The sequence below is a fragment of the Marivirga harenae genome (assembly GCF_030534335.1).
GTDB classification, from domain to species: Bacteria; Bacteroidota; Bacteroidia; order Cytophagales; family Cyclobacteriaceae; genus Marivirga; species Marivirga harenae.
Genome location: NZ_CP130565.1, coordinates 3090207 through 3106904, shown reverse-complemented (window position 1 = coordinate 3106904; position 16698 = coordinate 3090207). Strand labels below are relative to the sequence as shown.

Sequence of the window (16698 nt, the reverse complement as noted above, 5' to 3'; positions counted from 1 at the left end):
TTGCACAAAATACAACTTGAATAAAAACTATAAGTAAAAATAAAAGATTCTGTATAAGAGCTCACCTATTCTTAAAAAATTGATAAACTAGTCCAGTCATAATCACAATCCCACAACCAAGGAGATTGAACCATAAATATGCCATTTCACTAAAAAAATAAAAATACAATACGACAGCTTGAGCCACCAGAGCCCCGATAAAAACAGCATTACCTTTAATATATTTAATAAAGAAACCGGATAAGAATACGCCCAAAATAGTTCCATAAAATATTGATCCGAGGATATTTACTGCTTGAATAAGATTATCCAATAATCCAGCAAAAGTGGCAAATAATACTGCTACAATTCCCCAAAATAGTGTAAAAAGCTTTGAGGCGATTAAGTAATGCCTTTCACTACCATTTTGATAAATATTACGTTTATAAATATCAATTATGCTCGTGGAAGCCAAGGCGTTTAGCTCGGAGGCAGTAGAAGACATAGCAGCAGAAAAAATGACTGCCAACAAAAGACCTATAATTCCCTTGGGCAAGTTTTCCATCACGAAAGTAATGAAAACATAGTCTGTATCAGTTGTCTCCAAATCTTCATTTGTATTTTTAATTATAGTTTTAGCTTCTTCTCGAAGTTGATTCTCTTGGTCATGAATTTGAGCTATACTTTGCTTCAGTACTTGAATTTCATCTCCTTGAGCTTCAGACAATAATTGCACTTGTCTTCTCTTTTCTTCAAATAGATTGGAGTACTCTTTTTCTACAGATTGATATTTTTCTTTTTGTACAGGATCTAGGTACACTTCATCTTTTGCAGCTTCATTGAAGAAAACTGGGGCTTGATTAAATTGATAAAATACAAAAACCAATGCTCCAATAAATAGAATTACAAATTGCATAGGGATTTTCAATAACCCGTTAAACATCAACCCTAATCTACTCTCTGTTAATGACTTACCCGAAAGATACCGAGCCACTTGGGACTGATCGGTTCCAAAATATGATAAAGCAACAAATAATCCTCCGAGCAATCCTGTCCAGAGAGTATACCGATTTTCCAAATCCAGGTCAGTATTGATTAATTCCAGCTTCCCCATATGACCTGCTAATTTGGTCGCTTCTGCTAAACCAATGTCCTCAGGTAGTAGTTTTATTACAAATAAACCGGCCACAATCATCCCTCCCATCATCACAATCATCTGATGTTGTTGGGTTTGACTTACTGCTTTTGTACCACCACTTACGGTATAAATAATTACTAATGAGCCTATCACTACAGTGGTATAGACTAGAGGCCAACCTAAAATAGTAGAAAGTATAATTGCAGGAGCATATATTGTAATTCCAGCTGCTAATCCTCTCTGGATAAGGAAAAGAAAAGCACCCAAAACCCTAGTTTTCAAATCAAAACGGGATTCTAAGTATTCATAAGCAGTGTATACTTTTAATTTATAGAAAATTGGTAAAACCCAGATGCTCAAAATTATCATGGCTAGGGGCAAACCAAAGTAAAACTGAATAAAGCCCATCCCACTGTTATAAGCTTGCCCTGGGGTAGACAAGAAGGTGATAGCACTGGCTTGAGTAGCCATGATGGACAACCCAATAGTCCACCATTTCATACTGTTATCTCCTTTCAAATAGGATTCTATATTTTTACTTCCTTTGGTTTTGTAAACGCCATAGCCCACTATAAGCAAGAGCGTTCCGAAAAGAATTATCCAATCTAATGAGCTCATTTAAAATACAATGTTATAGCATAAAAAATACTTATTAAAATGACCAAAACAGTGATCAACAACCAATAAAAGTTTTTCCATCTGCCTAAAACAGGTGGTTTATTGTCTTCTAAATCTTTATCATTTTCCATTGTTGGAAATTAGATGGATTTTTCGAAAATAAAAAATGAGTTTTGGTGAATGGTAATAAATCAAAAATAATCCTTGGATCTCCTGAAAACAGAAGGCTTCGTAGCTCCATTAAGGTATTATTTCCAATACGAACGGCACAAAGGAAATGCCCAAACAAACCGATCTATAATTTTGACATAAAGATGTTTTGGTATATAATTACACAATCACTTTACTTCAATCGTTTCTTTTTCTGTCAGTATTTTCTTCATAGCAACAGCAACACCATTAGTCCATCCAAAACCATCTTGCAATGGATATTCGCCTCCACCTGCTTGCAAGCTAGTATCTGCTACATTATATTTTTCCATCATCTTTCCCGTCTGCTGGTAAACTTTCTCATTTAAACCTAACCATCTATCCATAACCTCAAGCCCCAAATCATGCTGTCCGTAGTTGAATAATGCCTGCACTCCAATCCACTGCAATGGTGCCCATGCATTTGGATAATCCCACTGCTGTCCACTTTCTATGGTAGTAGTTACAAACCCTCCAGAAAGTAGAAGACTATCTTGCATTTGCTTAATGACCATTCGAGCCTTGTCTTTTGGAGCAATTTTAGCGAATAGTGGATAAGCAATCGCCATGCTTAAAATACTAGTATGTTTCTTGTTCGAAAAGTTATAATCCGCATATCTTTTTTGCTTTTCATCCCAGAGGATGCTGTTAATGGCATTTTTTCTGCTATTCGCTTTCTCTAAGTATAAGTCGGCACTATCGAGTTGCTCATTCCAGTTGTATGCTTGAGCAATTTTAATTTCTGAAAAATACAACAACACATTCAAATCAATCGGAATAATTCTTGTAGTTTCAATCGTTTCCATTTTCTGTGAATCAGCCATCCACCTACTACTATAATCCCATCCAGATTCTGCCCCTGCTCTTAAGTCCAGATATGCTTTTTCATTTGGTAAATCATATTCATGTACCAATTCATAATCTTCTTTAAAAGACTCTGGTCTTGGTCTTGAAAATGCATCATAATATCGATTTAAAACCATATTATCTTCCAATAAAACCACTCTACCCGCAGCAGGTTGCATTTCGGTTAAGGTCTCCTTACCTTTCATCCAGAATCCATATTCCTTCTTTAATTGAGGCAAATATGATATAAAACTTGTACGATTACCTGAATATAACTCATCAACCATAAGCGCAAAAAATGGGGGTTGACTTCTTCCTGTGTAATATGCACGGTTTCCATTTGGGATGAACCCTAAACTATCAATAAGAGAAGCAAAGTTATCCAGCATGTTCTTAGCCAATTCATCTTTACCGGAGGCCTTTAAGCCCAGCATAGTAAAATATGAATCCCAATAATATATTTCTCTAAAACGTCCACCAGGAACAACATAAGGTTTTGGTAAAGGAATGAGGGAAGAGTTTTGTATCGTATCTTTTGATCGAGTTAAAATTGGCCATAGACTTTCGATATGTTGGTACATATCTTTTTCCTGATCTGATTGAAAATCAGTGATTGGATTTTGCGGTAACTCAAAATGTGCTAGAACAAAGGACTTTAAGTCAAAATTCACTTGACCTTTTTCAGCCAGATAAGTAGCCTGAATCTTTTCTAGACTTACTTTGGGTATGCAATCGACAAAAGTTTTTGAATCCTCAAAAACCTCTCCTAATTGAACGGCCCTAAATAACTCAGAATCATAAAATTCTAAGTAGTTGTCTAGTTGATTTCGGTCGGTATTTCCTTGTTCATTTTCTTGCGAACAAGAAGTTGAAAGCCATATTAAAATGAACAAATAATAGATTTTTGATTTTGTCACACGATTTCCCATCATTTAGTTGGTAGCTATTGCCTGATTATCTCTAAACTTCAATTTTTTCCTAATCAAATCCCCTATTTTATTTCCTTGCCAAATACCTTCTTCAATAGCTCTTCTGTAATGAATACCTCCGTACAAACGACTAATAGCTGCTTCTTGTGAAGCCTCCTTAAATGAATTAAATTCACGACTAGGTAATCCAAATTTTACTTCTGTGCTATCCACAAAGCTAAAGTTATCGCCAAAAACATCTGTAAGCGCGTTTGCAGCAGCAGTAGAAATCACACTATGACCACTAGTATACTCAGGAAAAGGAGGCGTTTGCAAAGTAGGTGTCCAGTCTCCATCAATACTTCTATTAATGATTGTTTCTGGACGAATTAGATTGGAACGGTATTTCTCGTCCCAGCAAGAAATAAATCCATCTGCCAATGCGATAGAGGTTTTAGTGTAGGCGTGACTGCTTTTTATTAAATCAGCTGAATCTAGAAGGGCAGCTATTTTAGTAATTCCCATCCAATGTCCACCAGGAGTGATTTTTTTTGTAGCAAACATAACATGGCCTGTAATATTCATTACATATGGATTACAATCCCAAAAGGAAGCTATTTCCTTCTTCTCTTCATCAACCTCTTTCACCACTGTGTAAACTTCCATCATTTCTTTATAAAATGGACTGTTTTCTTCCATACTAAATTCGTATGGAGGCTGTGGAATATATTGGTCGGCACTATCCAAAACAAAAGTTCTAATTTTGTTCCAATGTGGTTCAATGGCTGCCATATAAGCAGGAGGTGTGGGCTCCCAATGATGTGCTTGATCACTTAACGGATGCTTAGACATGGTTCTAGTTTCCTTGTAATTGTCTTCATTTGCCCAATCAACCATATGTTGATGAACCTCAGTTGCATATTCAACCGAAGCTTTCCATTCTGAATCATTTAGGCCTCGTTTCTCTAAATCAGTCTTCCAGTTGGCTAACCACTCTTCTATTTTTTCTTCTGAAAATATCAACTTTTTAGACATTAAGTAATTGGCATAAAGTGCAGAAATCAACAAATTCACCTGCTCATCTTTTGGCCTAGGTATCGGGTTTAATCCATTGATCTGACCAGCTAAGGAGGAATAACTAGAATCCTGCAATGCTAAAACCTCGTAGCTGGAAATCGCAGAGTAAACGTAAACTCTACTAGCAACTGGTGGAGAAAAAATATCATGGACTGTAATATCAGTTACTTCTTGCATTAAAGAATGCAAATCACCTGCGTTTACCGGAGTTTTATGATTATTACTTTGAGAACAGGAAAAAAATATCCCAAAACCTATTAAAAAATATAATACTTTTCTTTTCATTACTGAATTATTTACTTTTTTCAATTGCAATTAATTTTAAGCTATTATCATTTCTTGCAACCAAAATATAATTATTATCATTCACTTTTATCGACTGCATATTCCTGACCTGACCGTCAAGTCGTAAGTTTCTCGCCTTTTTGACTTTAATAACTGAATCTTGAAATTGAAAAACGGTGCCAAATTGTGCATCATATTTACCCATTTCAATATTATTCTCATAAAAATTACCCGCCCCTAAAAGTTCCCTACTACTATCAGCATCAATAAATTCAATTGCATTTAAGGTTGAAATCTGCAACTCCATAGGTAAGACTTGGGCTATAAATTCTCCATTTCCATCATTTTGATAATAGTAGCTAGAAAAATCATTAGCTGACAATTTCTTAGATTCTTCTAAATCCGTACTTCCAAAAATTTCGTCCAAATTAGCTCTAGAAAAATCTTGGGCATATTTCCACTGCTTCTTAAGGTTCGGTAATTGCTTCAATAATTCAGCATGATTAGCAAAGGGGATTTCACGACCATCAAGAAAATAGGTTAATACAGGATCTGTTTGACCATTGTCATCAAAATCCTTAATATATAAATTGACTGGCTCCTTTTCTGTGGGTTTTATTCTGGAATTTTCTCCTGTATTGCCTGCAATTATATCTACTAGTCCATCGCCATTAAAATCTCCAGTCTTCACATGCTTCCACCATCCTTTTTGAGGTCCCACATCCCGAAGGCTGAATTTATCACCTTCGTTCAGCATGATTTTAATAGTTCCCCACTCTATTGCCAAAACAATATCATTTTTTCCATCTCCATTAATATCTGTTGCACTTGCATCCGTAACCATTCCTAAATTATCCAAAAAGGGTGCAAATGACTTATTTGCTAATTTGAAACTACCGCTTTGATCGTTTATGTATAGCTTCGACTCTGGATCCAGACCATATCCGTAAGGAATAGCTCTCCCACCAAAAAAGACATCCACGTATCCATCATCATTAAAATCAGCAACCGTGACGGTTGAAGCAGTCATATGACTATGCTCAAATACATACTTTTCATTGAAATTACCTTGTCCATCATTTAGATAACCCCTTTGTGTGATATACTCAGAATCACCTCTGTATTCGTTTCCACCTGAGGCAATGATTATATCTTGATCCCCATCATTATCAATATCAGTAAAAACAGCATCGACATCTTCAAAAGTACTATCACTTTCGATCAATGGTTGTTCGGTAAGTTGAAATTTCCCTGCATTTGTTTGTATCCATAGCTGACTGGCTACTCTTTTTGATGAACCGAAAAAGAAATCCTCTTTTCCGTCCCCATTTACATCAGCAACCGAAAGTGCAGGGCCTTCGGAGGAAACCATATGAGGCATTAAGGGCTCCCTGAGAAATTCAACAAATGGATTTTCTTCATGAACTACTTTCAAATCCAATGAATCTTGCATTTCGGTAATTTCATAATCATATTCTTGCGGATGCAATGTGCTAAAATCAAATTGAGGTAATCCTTTTTGATATTCTACTTTGTACAACCTGTCATATCCTAAACTGCTTAAGCTTTGAACTTTGTCATTGGGCCAGATTAACTGAATACTTTCTACTTGACTACTGTCACCCACAGCAATATGGAATTTATCTTGAGCTGAGCTTTGAAAACCTTTAACTGGATAGTGCTCATAATTTATTGATTGGCCATTTTTCAACTTTACAATGACCCTACTACCAATGGCATTGCGATTATTTTCAGTACCCAAAAGATCCAATTGAATAAACTTACCACTTCTGCCCTTTTCAACAGCAGTATTTTTATAGATAAAAGGCTTGTCCTCTAAATTGTTAACGACAATATCCAAATCACCATCATTATCCATATCAACATAAATAGCTCCATTGGAATAGGAGTTTTTGTTATTGGAAATATAAGAACTGACATCATCAAAGGTTAAGTCAGCATTGTTGGAGAAAAAACGATTGGGCAGCTTTATTTTTGGCATTTTCTCTACTATTTCTAGATCTTCTTTATCAACCATGCCCATCTCGGTTTTTTTACGTTGATCGATATTGGAGTTCATGAAATTCATATAGTCAATATCGTTCATCCTTCTAGGAATTCCATTGGACACAAATAAATCCTTTTGTCCATTATTGTCAAAATCCATAAAAAGGGGCGCCCACGACCAATCAGTTGCATAAACCTCTGAATAAAGTGCAATCTCACTAAAAGTACCATTTTGATTGTTTAATTGAAGGTTATTCCTAGCAAATTGATCATTATATCCAAAATCCTTTTTAAATCGGTAAACATCAAAAGCATCTTCTCCCAAGCTACTTTTTAAAATTTGGGGGTCATAAGGAAGCATATCAAGAGAAATGATATCACTAAATCCATCATTGTTAATATCTGCCAGATCTACACCCATAGAAAACCGGCTCGTGTGCTGAATTTGTTCAGTCAGGATTTCTTTAAAGGTACCGTCCTTCTGATTGATATAGAGATAATCATTTTCATGAAAATCATTGCCCACATATATATCAGGAAAACCGTCATTATTCACATCTCCCACAACAACTCCCAGGCCATAGCCAATCACTGAACTATTAATCCCGCTTTCTTTGGTGGCATTTACGAAGGTACCATTATCATTTCTAAAATACCTATCTCCAGAAACATTACTAGTTTCGCCCTCAAAAGAGTCTCTTTTTCCGAACGTCCCATTTTGATGAATGCTGTGATTAAGCTGAAACATATCTAAGTCTCCATCTTTATCAAAATCGGCAAATACTGCTTGGGTACCGAAGCCTGCCAAATCTAAATCATAAGCAATAGCTTCATCCTCAAAAACAGGAATACCGTTTTCTATGCTTTTGCAAATAAACAGCTGATTTGAACCTTTAAGTACTTCATGATCACCTACTACATTCACATAGATATCCAGCATACCGTCCTGATTTATATCTACCACTGAAGCACCAGTGGACCAAAACCCTTTTCCTATAATTCCTGCTTCTTTACTTACATCCTTGAAATTAAAATCCCCTTCATTAACAAAAAGTTTGTTTTCTCCCATATTGGAGGTAAAAAATAAATCAACCAATCCATCCTTATTGAAATCCCCAGCAGCCACTCCTCCTCCATTGTAAAAATACATATAATCAAAAAAGGAGAAATCTGTTGTTTGCTGTAAGTTGTTCTCGAAATCTAAACCAGTTTTCTGAGCATCTAATAATTCGAAGTAGTTTTCCTTTGAATCATTACAAGCGGAAACTACTTGGAACAGAAGAATAAGTAAAATAGCATTCGAAAACTTTGAAAGCTCATTCTTCATAGAACAAAATCTTATACTCGTTACTTTCATTTAAATTATTTTATTTGTAATACTATTGGTTTATCATCATTGATTCCAAAGAGTAAATGCTCTTGATTATTAATATTAATGGCGCTTATTGATCGGACATTACCGTTAATACCTAGACTCTTATGCTCTTCCACCACACTAAATTCACCTGTCCCGTCTCCGAAGAGCACTAATCCATCATTTGCATCTAATTTACCATATTGCGGTTTAAAATCTCCCTCATTTCCAGCTAGAATCAAGTCTAAATTACCGTCTTGATTGACATCTATAGCCTTTATGGCATGAATTACTGAAAATTGTGCCTCAAAAGGTAAATCCACTTTTTCAAAATCACCATCCCCCTTATTCAACATTACAACAGTTTGAAAGGTATTAGCAGCTTTGTAGGAAGCATTTTCTATCTTGTCAGCCCCCATTAAATCTACAATTGACTTTTTACCATAATCTTCATATTTCAAACTTTGCTTTTTCAAACCGGGCAATTGACCGATCATTTCACCTTTTTGCTGTAGCGGGATATCCCTTCCATTAAGGGTTCGAGTTAGAATTTTATCTTTATCACCATTGCCATCAAAATCCTCCAACCATATTTTTACAGGCATTTCGTCAGTAGCGGTAAAATAGAAATTATCTCCTCTATTTCCTACTACCAAATCAGCAAGACCATCATTGTTCAAATCAGATATTTCAACTGTATTCCACCAGCCTTTTAATTCTTGCAACGGATTTTTCTCTAATTTTTTTAATTGTTTTCCTGTTATTTCAAAAATTTCAACTCCCATCCATTCACCTACAAGGATTAGGTTTTGATTTCCATCTTGATTGATATCTGCTAATTTAGCATCTGTTATCATTCCTAAATTATCCAAGTCTATCGCTCTTCTAATGGTCATATCTTTAAAATTTCCATTACCGTCATTTTCAAAAAGGAAACTTTTTGGACTTTGACCATATTCTTGAGGTACAGATCGACTGCCTACAAATAAATCTAAATCCCCATCATCATCATAATCAAAACTTAAAACCACTGATGTATTAAGACCAGTTTCCGGAATTGCTTCTTTTGATTTTTCAAAAGTCTCCGACTTAGTTTGTACAAATAAGTGATCGTTAAAAACAGGGTTATTTTCTGATTGATGGTTACCACCAGATCCAAAATAAAGATCTAATAAGCCGTCACCATTAGCGTCAAAAGCATGAACGGCAGTTACTTCATTTTCAATGTCACTGAGTTGAGTGGATTTAAAACTACCGTTAGGCAGTTGAAAATAAACAGATGAACTTTGTCCTTTTGCAGCTCCCATAATCACATCATCTAACCCATCCTTATTCAGATCGATTACTTGAAAAGTCGGCCCTTCCTTAGAAAGCATTCTCATGATCAATCCTTCATAATAGAAATCTACATGATGATCCTCTTCGTGAGATTTAAAATCATGATTAACTTGCTGAAAATATTGTTTAGTCGTTTCTTTTAACAATGGAGTTACTGCTTCTCCTTCTTCTTTGGTTTCGTCCTTATAATTAATTTTGAGTAAGGTATCAATTGGAGGATTTTGAATTAAACTACTTAGTTTATCGGGCCAAATGACTCTAATGGAATCAATCTTTTGAATGTTGCCAAGACCAAAATGTAAATTATAATCTACAGAAGACTGAAAACCTCGTGTGGGCATCATTTGTCTGTGAAATTGCTTTTCTCCTGAATAAACTTGAACCTTTGCCCCTATGGCATCCCTATTGGGCTTTTCAAATGCTAAGGCTACCTTCAGGAAGTGAGTACTGTCCGTTTTAGCATTACTTTTATAGATTGTAGAAAGATGATTCAAGTTACTGACAATGACATCCAGGCTACCGTCATTGTTTAAATCGGCATAAGCGGCACCATTAGAGAATGTTTCCTGACCCATTCCCATTTCATGTTCTTTACTATTAAATTGCAAGTTGCCTGAATTGATAAATAACTTATTGGCTTGTGGATTACTAGGCATTTTTGCCAAAACATCCTCCATTTTATCTTTCTTGCCTGTCAAAACCATTCTTTGCACCACATCATTGGCAAAGAAATCCATGAAATCCGCATCAGTTACATCTTGATAAACACCATTACAAACAAAAATATCATTATAGCCGTCCATATTGGCATCAAACATCAAGGCGCCCCAACTCCAATCAGATTGGGCTACTCCAGCATACCATGCAATTTCCTGGAAGCTCCCATTTCCGGTATTTAATTGAAGCGCATTGTGCATGTACTGATGATAAAAGTCTCTGCGGAGCTTCAGTTGGTAAGTATTATAATTCTCGAATTGTAATTTTTGCTTAATCAGTTGATCTGTTTCAGGTATCATCTCTGTGGTGAAGATTTCCGGATAACCGTCATTATTAATATCAGCCAGATCCGCTCCCATGGAGGCTAAACTCATATGACCCATCCATTTTTTGCTCTCTTCTGAGAATGTACCATTTCCTTGATTGATATATAGATAATCCCGCTCAAAGAAATCATTGGAAACATAAATATCCTGTAAATGGTCACCATTGATATCACCAACAGTTACTCCTAATCCAAAGCCTATTAAGGAACCGTAAATTCCTGCTTCTCTGCTAACATCAACAAACTGTCCATTATCATTACGTAGTAATTTGTCTCCCCCTCCTTTTACAAATTCCTTTACATCCCAATCTTCTGCATACAAATCCCTTTTATTACTATTATTCAGGGTATTAACTGGAATAAAGGAGTTATTTAGTATATAAACGTCTAAATCACCATCCCCATCGTAATCAAAGAAAGCAGCATGAGTGGTGTAGCCTGGCTCATTCAAGCCATATTCTTTTGCCTTTTCCGTAAAGGTATTATCACCATTGTTTATAAATAATTCATTAAACGGATTTCTACCTTCTTCATAACCAGCATTACTTACATAAATATCTTTGTAGCCATCTTGGTTGATATCTACTATACTAACCCCAGTACTCCAACCCCCATAGCCTTTAAGACCAGCACTTTCTGTAATATCTTCAAATTGGAAATTACCTTTATTGAGATAAAGCTTATTATTGACCTGATTCCCAGTAAAAATTATGTCTTGCAGGCCATCATTGTTGATATCTACAACACCTACCCCACCGCCATTGTAAAAATTTCTATAGGAAAAAATATTGAACTGATCTCTATTTTCTACTTGATTGAGGAAGGTAATGCCTGTTCTAGAAGAATCTAGCAATTCATAAGTAATAATTTCTTTTGTAGTAGTCTTTTCATTTGTGGAATTGTTATCACAAGCCAAAAAAGGAATAAAAATAAGAATTAAATAAAAAAATGATTTTTTAATAGACATGATTATTTAGGCTTTTAGAAGCTTAAATGTATAAAAAAAGGATAATGAAAATAAATTCATTATCCTTTTTAAGTTGTTAGTTAAATTTAATAACCTGGATTTTGTTCTAAATTAGGATTGGTACTAATCGCTAAAGAAGGTATCGGAAATAATACCCTAAATTCTTCAGTATTATCCTTATACGACCATGGCTGGGTAAAAGTCCCAAAACGAATCTGATCTTGCCTTCTCCAAAATTCAATATACATTTCTCTACCTCTCTCATCTAACATCTCCTGTGCATCCAATGAAGCTAAAGGAGAAGCTCCTCTAATATCTCTTAAGTCATTTACTAGTTGAAGTGCTTCGCCAGTATTGCCTTTCCATAGGTTAGCTTCAGCTTTCATTAATACAGCATCAGCATATCTGAATAGAATTTGTCTGCCTGGGAATGCACCCCCATTGTCAGGATGATATTTAAGTACCCTAATTCCAGTTGCTTCACTATTGCCAGCTAATCCCGGTAATTCCGACTTAAATGCAAGAGGCTCTCCATTTCTAGTAGATAATTCCTGTCCATCATAACCGTATTGTTGTCCAACAAGGAATCCATAACCATAACCTTCTTCAGGAACAAAGCCCCTTCTAGTTTCTTGGTTAGACCCAGGAGTATTGGAATTTGCATCACCTTCAAAGATGCTATAGAATTCAGCAGTAGTACAGAAGCCATTCCAGCCACCACCAGCATTTCCATCAATTTCATTATGGTTATAATGAAGTGTATTCCAAATTCTACCTCCTGCATCTCTTTCTAGAGTAAAGATAGATTCATTATCAGGAGCAGGATCAAAAATCTCAAAATAATCTTCTTCCAAAGAGAATCCAGCAGCAGTTACTGCATCTACAGCTTCAATTACTCGATCCATATCGGCATTATCTGGTGCAGATCCAGACGGATTACCTAATAAGATGTGCTTATTAAGGTAGAACTTAGCTCGTAAAAAATGAGCTGATGCCTGAGAAGCCCTTAAAATCTCACTATCATCTCCAGGCCCGATATTCGGAAGATTTTCTATTGTTGTATTACTTAAATCTTCTTCTATCAATGTAACTGCCTCTTGCCTGCTCAAAACACGAGGGTCAGTATCAACACCATCATTTGGATCTCTAAACGGAACTTGTCCCCATAGATCCATAATAATGAATACATTCAATGCTCTAAGGAATTTAGCCTCCGCCAATTGCTGAGGGTCAGCTTCCGATTCTGGAGCAATTATCTGATTTAATGCAAAAACATTCGAATTTTGATTATTCCATGCATTTAAATTAAACTGATGAGTTGCATCCCAAGTGTGCTGATGCAATGTTCTCCATACCCCGTTGTCACCCCAGTCGGTACCTCTAGTAGGAACTAATTGGGCATCAGAGGAGACCTCCATTAAAGCATAAGTATTATCTTGGCTTCCTACGGAATTTGCAGTGCTTACGTAAGCACTAGTGAGGTTTTCACCTGGATTCACACCACTAAATTCACCAGAAACATCATCTACCACGACAGAATCCAGCTCCTCTACCTCCAAGTCAGTACAAGACCATGCAAGCACTGACAATCCAACTAATAATATTTTAAATTTATCCATGATTAATATTTTTTAAAATGTAACATTCAAACCAACTGTTAAAGTTCGTGGTCTAGGGAAAGAAGTATAATCAATTCCTAAAGACGGAACACCATTTAATGATTTGTTAACGTTTACTTCTGGGTCTAAGCCTGAATAGCTAGTTAACACAAATAGGTTTTGAGCATTTGCATACATTCTTAAATTTTTAACAAAAGTATTCCCACTAAGATCAAAATTATATCCTAGTGAAAGGTTTTGTAATCTTAAAAAATCACCTTTTTCTAAAAATCTTGTAGAAACATCAGGAGCGTTAATTGGAGCTTCGTCAGATTCCAATACATCAGCAGTAACATTTCTACCATTTCCATAAGCACCAGCAGTGAAGAATGCATTAGCAGTGTTGTTATATATATAATGTCCAAACTGACCATTCATGTACACACTCAAATCCCAATTTTTGTAGTTAAAAGTGGTATTAATACCCGTATTATATAGTGGGATAGGGCTGAAACCTAAGAATTGTTGAAAATCTCCATCATTATATTCAGCTATGCCGTTTTCGTTATAGCCTGCAAAATCACGCAAATAATAAGCAAATAGAGGTTGTCCCCCAGTGATACGCTGTGCAAATGCACCTGTTAATCCTTGACCAGAAATTTCACCGGTATCAATAGAACCGTCATAATCATTTACTTGATTCTTATTATACGCTACATTAAATCCAAAATTCCAACTAAAATCTGCATTATCTATAATAACGTAATCCATAGACAACTCAATACCTTGATTTACAACATCTGCAGGTAGGTTGAACCATGTAAATGGTTGTGGCGCTGGCTGAGCAGAAGTAACTTGTATTAATAAGTCAGTTGTATTTTTTCTATACAAATCAAAGGTACCTGATAATCTTCCGTTTAAAAACCCGAAGTCTATACCAACGTTAGTCATGGCAGTCTCTTCCCATCTTAAATCAGGATTATCAAAAGCCACCGTAGTCAAACCAGGTCTAATTATATCTCCTCCATCATTAAATCCTATATCTCCATAGTTTTGTCTTCTTTGGTGCAAATTATGCGGTATTTCTTGATTACCTGTTACACCGTAACCTAACCTAAATTTCAGGTTATGGAAACTATCTGGAATAAAAGATTCATCCGACACTCTCCATGCAAAGGCTGCAGATGGAAAAACACCATATTTATTTTCTCCTCCGAATCGAGTTGATCCATCAGCTCTTATTGTGGCCGTAAATAAATACTTATCTAATACATTATAGTTCACCCTACCGAAAAATGATTGCAATTCATCTACTGTTGCAAAACGATTTTCAATTAACTTTTCAACTGGCATAGTTGGCCTAGCTCCTAAATCTTCTGATCCTTCTTCTAATCTATTAACAAAAAATTGATCGTTTCCTGGATCATACCCAAACTGTTGATAATCACCTGAAATAGCACCTCTAACAGCACCACCTGCAGATTCAAGATCGGAGATCATTTGATTCATGTCGTTAGTATTAAAACCAAATCCTTGCAGCGTATTTCCACTTCTGTTAAATTCTTGATAAGAATAACCACCCAAAATATTTAGGTTCCCCTCGCCAATTTTTTTGTCAAAGGTTAATAAAGCTTCGAATAAATTACTGCTTGATTCAATAGTCGCTATACCACCTCTTCCATTGTCAAGAATATTACCAGCCAATAACTCTGGTGAAGCCGCTTGATTCCTCACTGAATTAGCATTGTCAAAACCCCCATTTATTCTAAAATTCAATTCTTCAGTAATATCATAATCAAGAGATAAATTAATTAAAGCTCTGTCAGTTTGTGCCTCATCTAAATTATACTCCAACATAGATAAAGGATTTCTAAGTCCTCCGACTTGACTGCTTGCATCAGCTGGAAATGTAGGATTAGCAATGTAGGCAGCACCGAGTAAATCTCCTTCAAAGCCTGCATTATTTGTAATTGGAGGCGCAACATCATTAATTCTTGATAGTGTTATCTGCGTAGAGAAGTTTAATTTATCATTTAAAAAACTTTGATTAAAATTTAATCTGGCATTTAATCTTTCCATTGCAGAATTCTCAATCACACCTTGTTGATTTTCGTAACCAGCAGAGACTCTATAACTACCAGTCTCATATCCATTAGCATAAGATATATCATGTTTGTGGGAGATTGCAGTTCTGGTAATTTCATCTTGCCAATCAGTATCCGCACCAAAATCTAACTCATTTGGATCTGCACCGTACTCACTTAGGTTCCCTAAATATTCTTCCCTATCTAATAAATCAAATCTATTTGCAGCACTTGCCACACTTACTGACGTATTGTAAGAAATGTTATTTTGCAAACCTTTACCACTTTTGGTAGTAATTAGTACGACACCATTTGCTCCCCTAGCACCATAAATAGCTGTTGCGGAAGCATCTTTCAAAATATCCATACTTTCAATATCATTAGGATTTAGAAAGTTTAGCGGGTTTCTTGGTGAAGAAGTACCGCTACCAACATCAAGACCTCCAGCTGTTACATCATCTCCGGTCAAAGGAATTCCATCTACTACAAATAAAGGATTATTACCATTTCTAACAGATGATGTTCCTCTAATTCTAATGTTCACGCCCGCTCCAGGCTCCCCAGAAGCAGAAGTGATTTGTACACCAGCAGATTTACCTTGAATCAATTGTTCGGGAGAAGCAATTACACCACCATTAAACTCTTTGGCAGTTACACGTTCAACAGCACCAGTCGCATCTTTGGCTTCAACTTGTCCATAACCAACAACTACAACTTCTGAAAGCTGCTCCACGTCTTCTTGAAGTTTAACATCAACCACACTTCTGCTCCCGACATCAATAGTTTGAGATTTGTAGCCAATATAAGAAAATTTCAAATCCACGTCTCCTGAAATGGATAACTTGAATTTCCCATCAAAATCAGTAGTTGCACCATTAGAGGTCCCCACTACCAATACGTTTACCCCCGGAAGACCCTCTCCGGTTTTTGAGTCCGTGACAGTTCCCGTGATTGTCCTGTCTTGTGCATAAAGGCTACCGAAGGATAACCAAAACACACTTGTCATAATTAGTAAAAAGTGTCTCATGAATTTTTGAATTTTAGCCGTTTAAAAGTTCCATAATTTAATTTTAGTTTTTGTAATTTTTCATTTGTTTTAAAACATCTAAATCATAACTGTTTATATTATATTTGGTTTTTAACTTAAACTTAACAACAATGTAAATATTACATAATTTCCCTGCAAGGCTTTCAGTGTATTTTGTACACTTAGTTAGTTACGTAATCGTTTACGTAAATATATTTTCGTTTTATTTATAATCTTTCTA

Annotated in this window: 7 protein-coding genes; all 7 read right to left on the bottom strand. The window is 35.7% G+C overall.

Annotation, left to right across the window (positions count from 1 at the left end; all coding sequences use genetic code 11):
* Nucleotides 1-61: 61 nt before the first annotated feature.
* Nucleotides 62-1735 carry a sodium:solute symporter family protein gene (locus tag Q3Y49_RS13265; RefSeq protein ID WP_303268805.1) on the bottom strand — a complete coding sequence of 558 codons (1674 nt, stop codon included), beginning with the start codon at nucleotides 1733-1735 and terminating at the stop codon, nucleotides 62-64.
* 338 nt (nucleotides 1736-2073) lie between these two features.
* Complete coding sequence (treF, locus tag Q3Y49_RS13260; RefSeq protein WP_367892450.1) at nucleotides 2074-3663, bottom strand: alpha,alpha-trehalase TreF; 1590 nt, start codon at nucleotides 3661-3663, stop codon at nucleotides 2074-2076.
* A 39-nt stretch (nucleotides 3664-3702) separates the two neighbouring features.
* Nucleotides 3703-5040 carry a vanadium-dependent haloperoxidase gene (locus Q3Y49_RS13255; protein ID WP_303268804.1) on the bottom strand — a complete coding sequence of 446 codons (1338 nt, stop codon included), beginning with the start codon at nucleotides 5038-5040 and terminating at the stop codon, nucleotides 3703-3705.
* A 7-nt stretch (nucleotides 5041-5047) separates the two neighbouring features.
* Entirely contained in the window at nucleotides 5048-8374 is a 3327-nt protein-coding gene (locus tag Q3Y49_RS13250) for a VCBS repeat-containing protein (protein WP_303268803.1), read from the bottom strand.
* Nucleotides 8375-8409: 35 nt separating this feature from the next.
* Nucleotides 8410-11748: a VCBS repeat-containing protein gene (locus Q3Y49_RS13245; protein ID WP_303268802.1), complete on the bottom strand. Its 3339-nt coding sequence runs from the start codon at nucleotides 11746-11748 to the stop codon at nucleotides 8410-8412.
* An 86-nt stretch (nucleotides 11749-11834) separates the two neighbouring features.
* The gene (locus Q3Y49_RS13240; protein ID WP_303268801.1) at nucleotides 11835-13367 is read right to left on the bottom strand and encodes a RagB/SusD family nutrient uptake outer membrane protein; all 1533 of its coding nucleotides are present in this window, start codon (nucleotides 13365-13367) and stop codon (nucleotides 11835-11837) included.
* A gap of 12 nt (nucleotides 13368-13379) precedes the next feature.
* Nucleotides 13380-16457 (bottom strand): SusC/RagA family TonB-linked outer membrane protein, encoded by a 3078-nt coding sequence (locus Q3Y49_RS13235; RefSeq protein WP_303268799.1) that lies wholly within the window; start codon nucleotides 16455-16457, stop codon nucleotides 13380-13382.
* Nucleotides 16458-16698: the final 241 nt, after the last annotated feature.

Bases quoted from the DNA above. Each gene is read 5' to 3' on its own strand.
- Q3Y49_RS13265 (WP_303268805.1), bottom strand. From the start codon at position 1,735: ATGAGCTCATTAGATTGGATAATTCTTTTCGGAACGCTCTTGCTTATA.
- Q3Y49_RS13255 (WP_303268804.1), bottom strand. From the start codon at position 5,040: ATGAAAAGAAAAGTATTATATTTTTTAATAGGTTTTGGGATATTTTTT.
- Q3Y49_RS13250 (WP_303268803.1), bottom strand. From the start codon at position 8,374: ATGAAGAATGAGCTTTCAAAGTTTTCGAATGCTATTTTACTTATTCTT.
- Q3Y49_RS13245 (WP_303268802.1), bottom strand. From the start codon at position 11,748: ATGTCTATTAAAAAATCATTTTTTTATTTAATTCTTATTTTTATTCCT.
- Q3Y49_RS13240 (WP_303268801.1), bottom strand. From the start codon at position 13,367: ATGGATAAATTTAAAATATTATTAGTTGGATTGTCAGTGCTTGCATGG.
- Q3Y49_RS13235 (WP_303268799.1), bottom strand. From the start codon at position 16,457: ATGAGACACTTTTTACTAATTATGACAAGTGTGTTTTGGTTATCCTTC.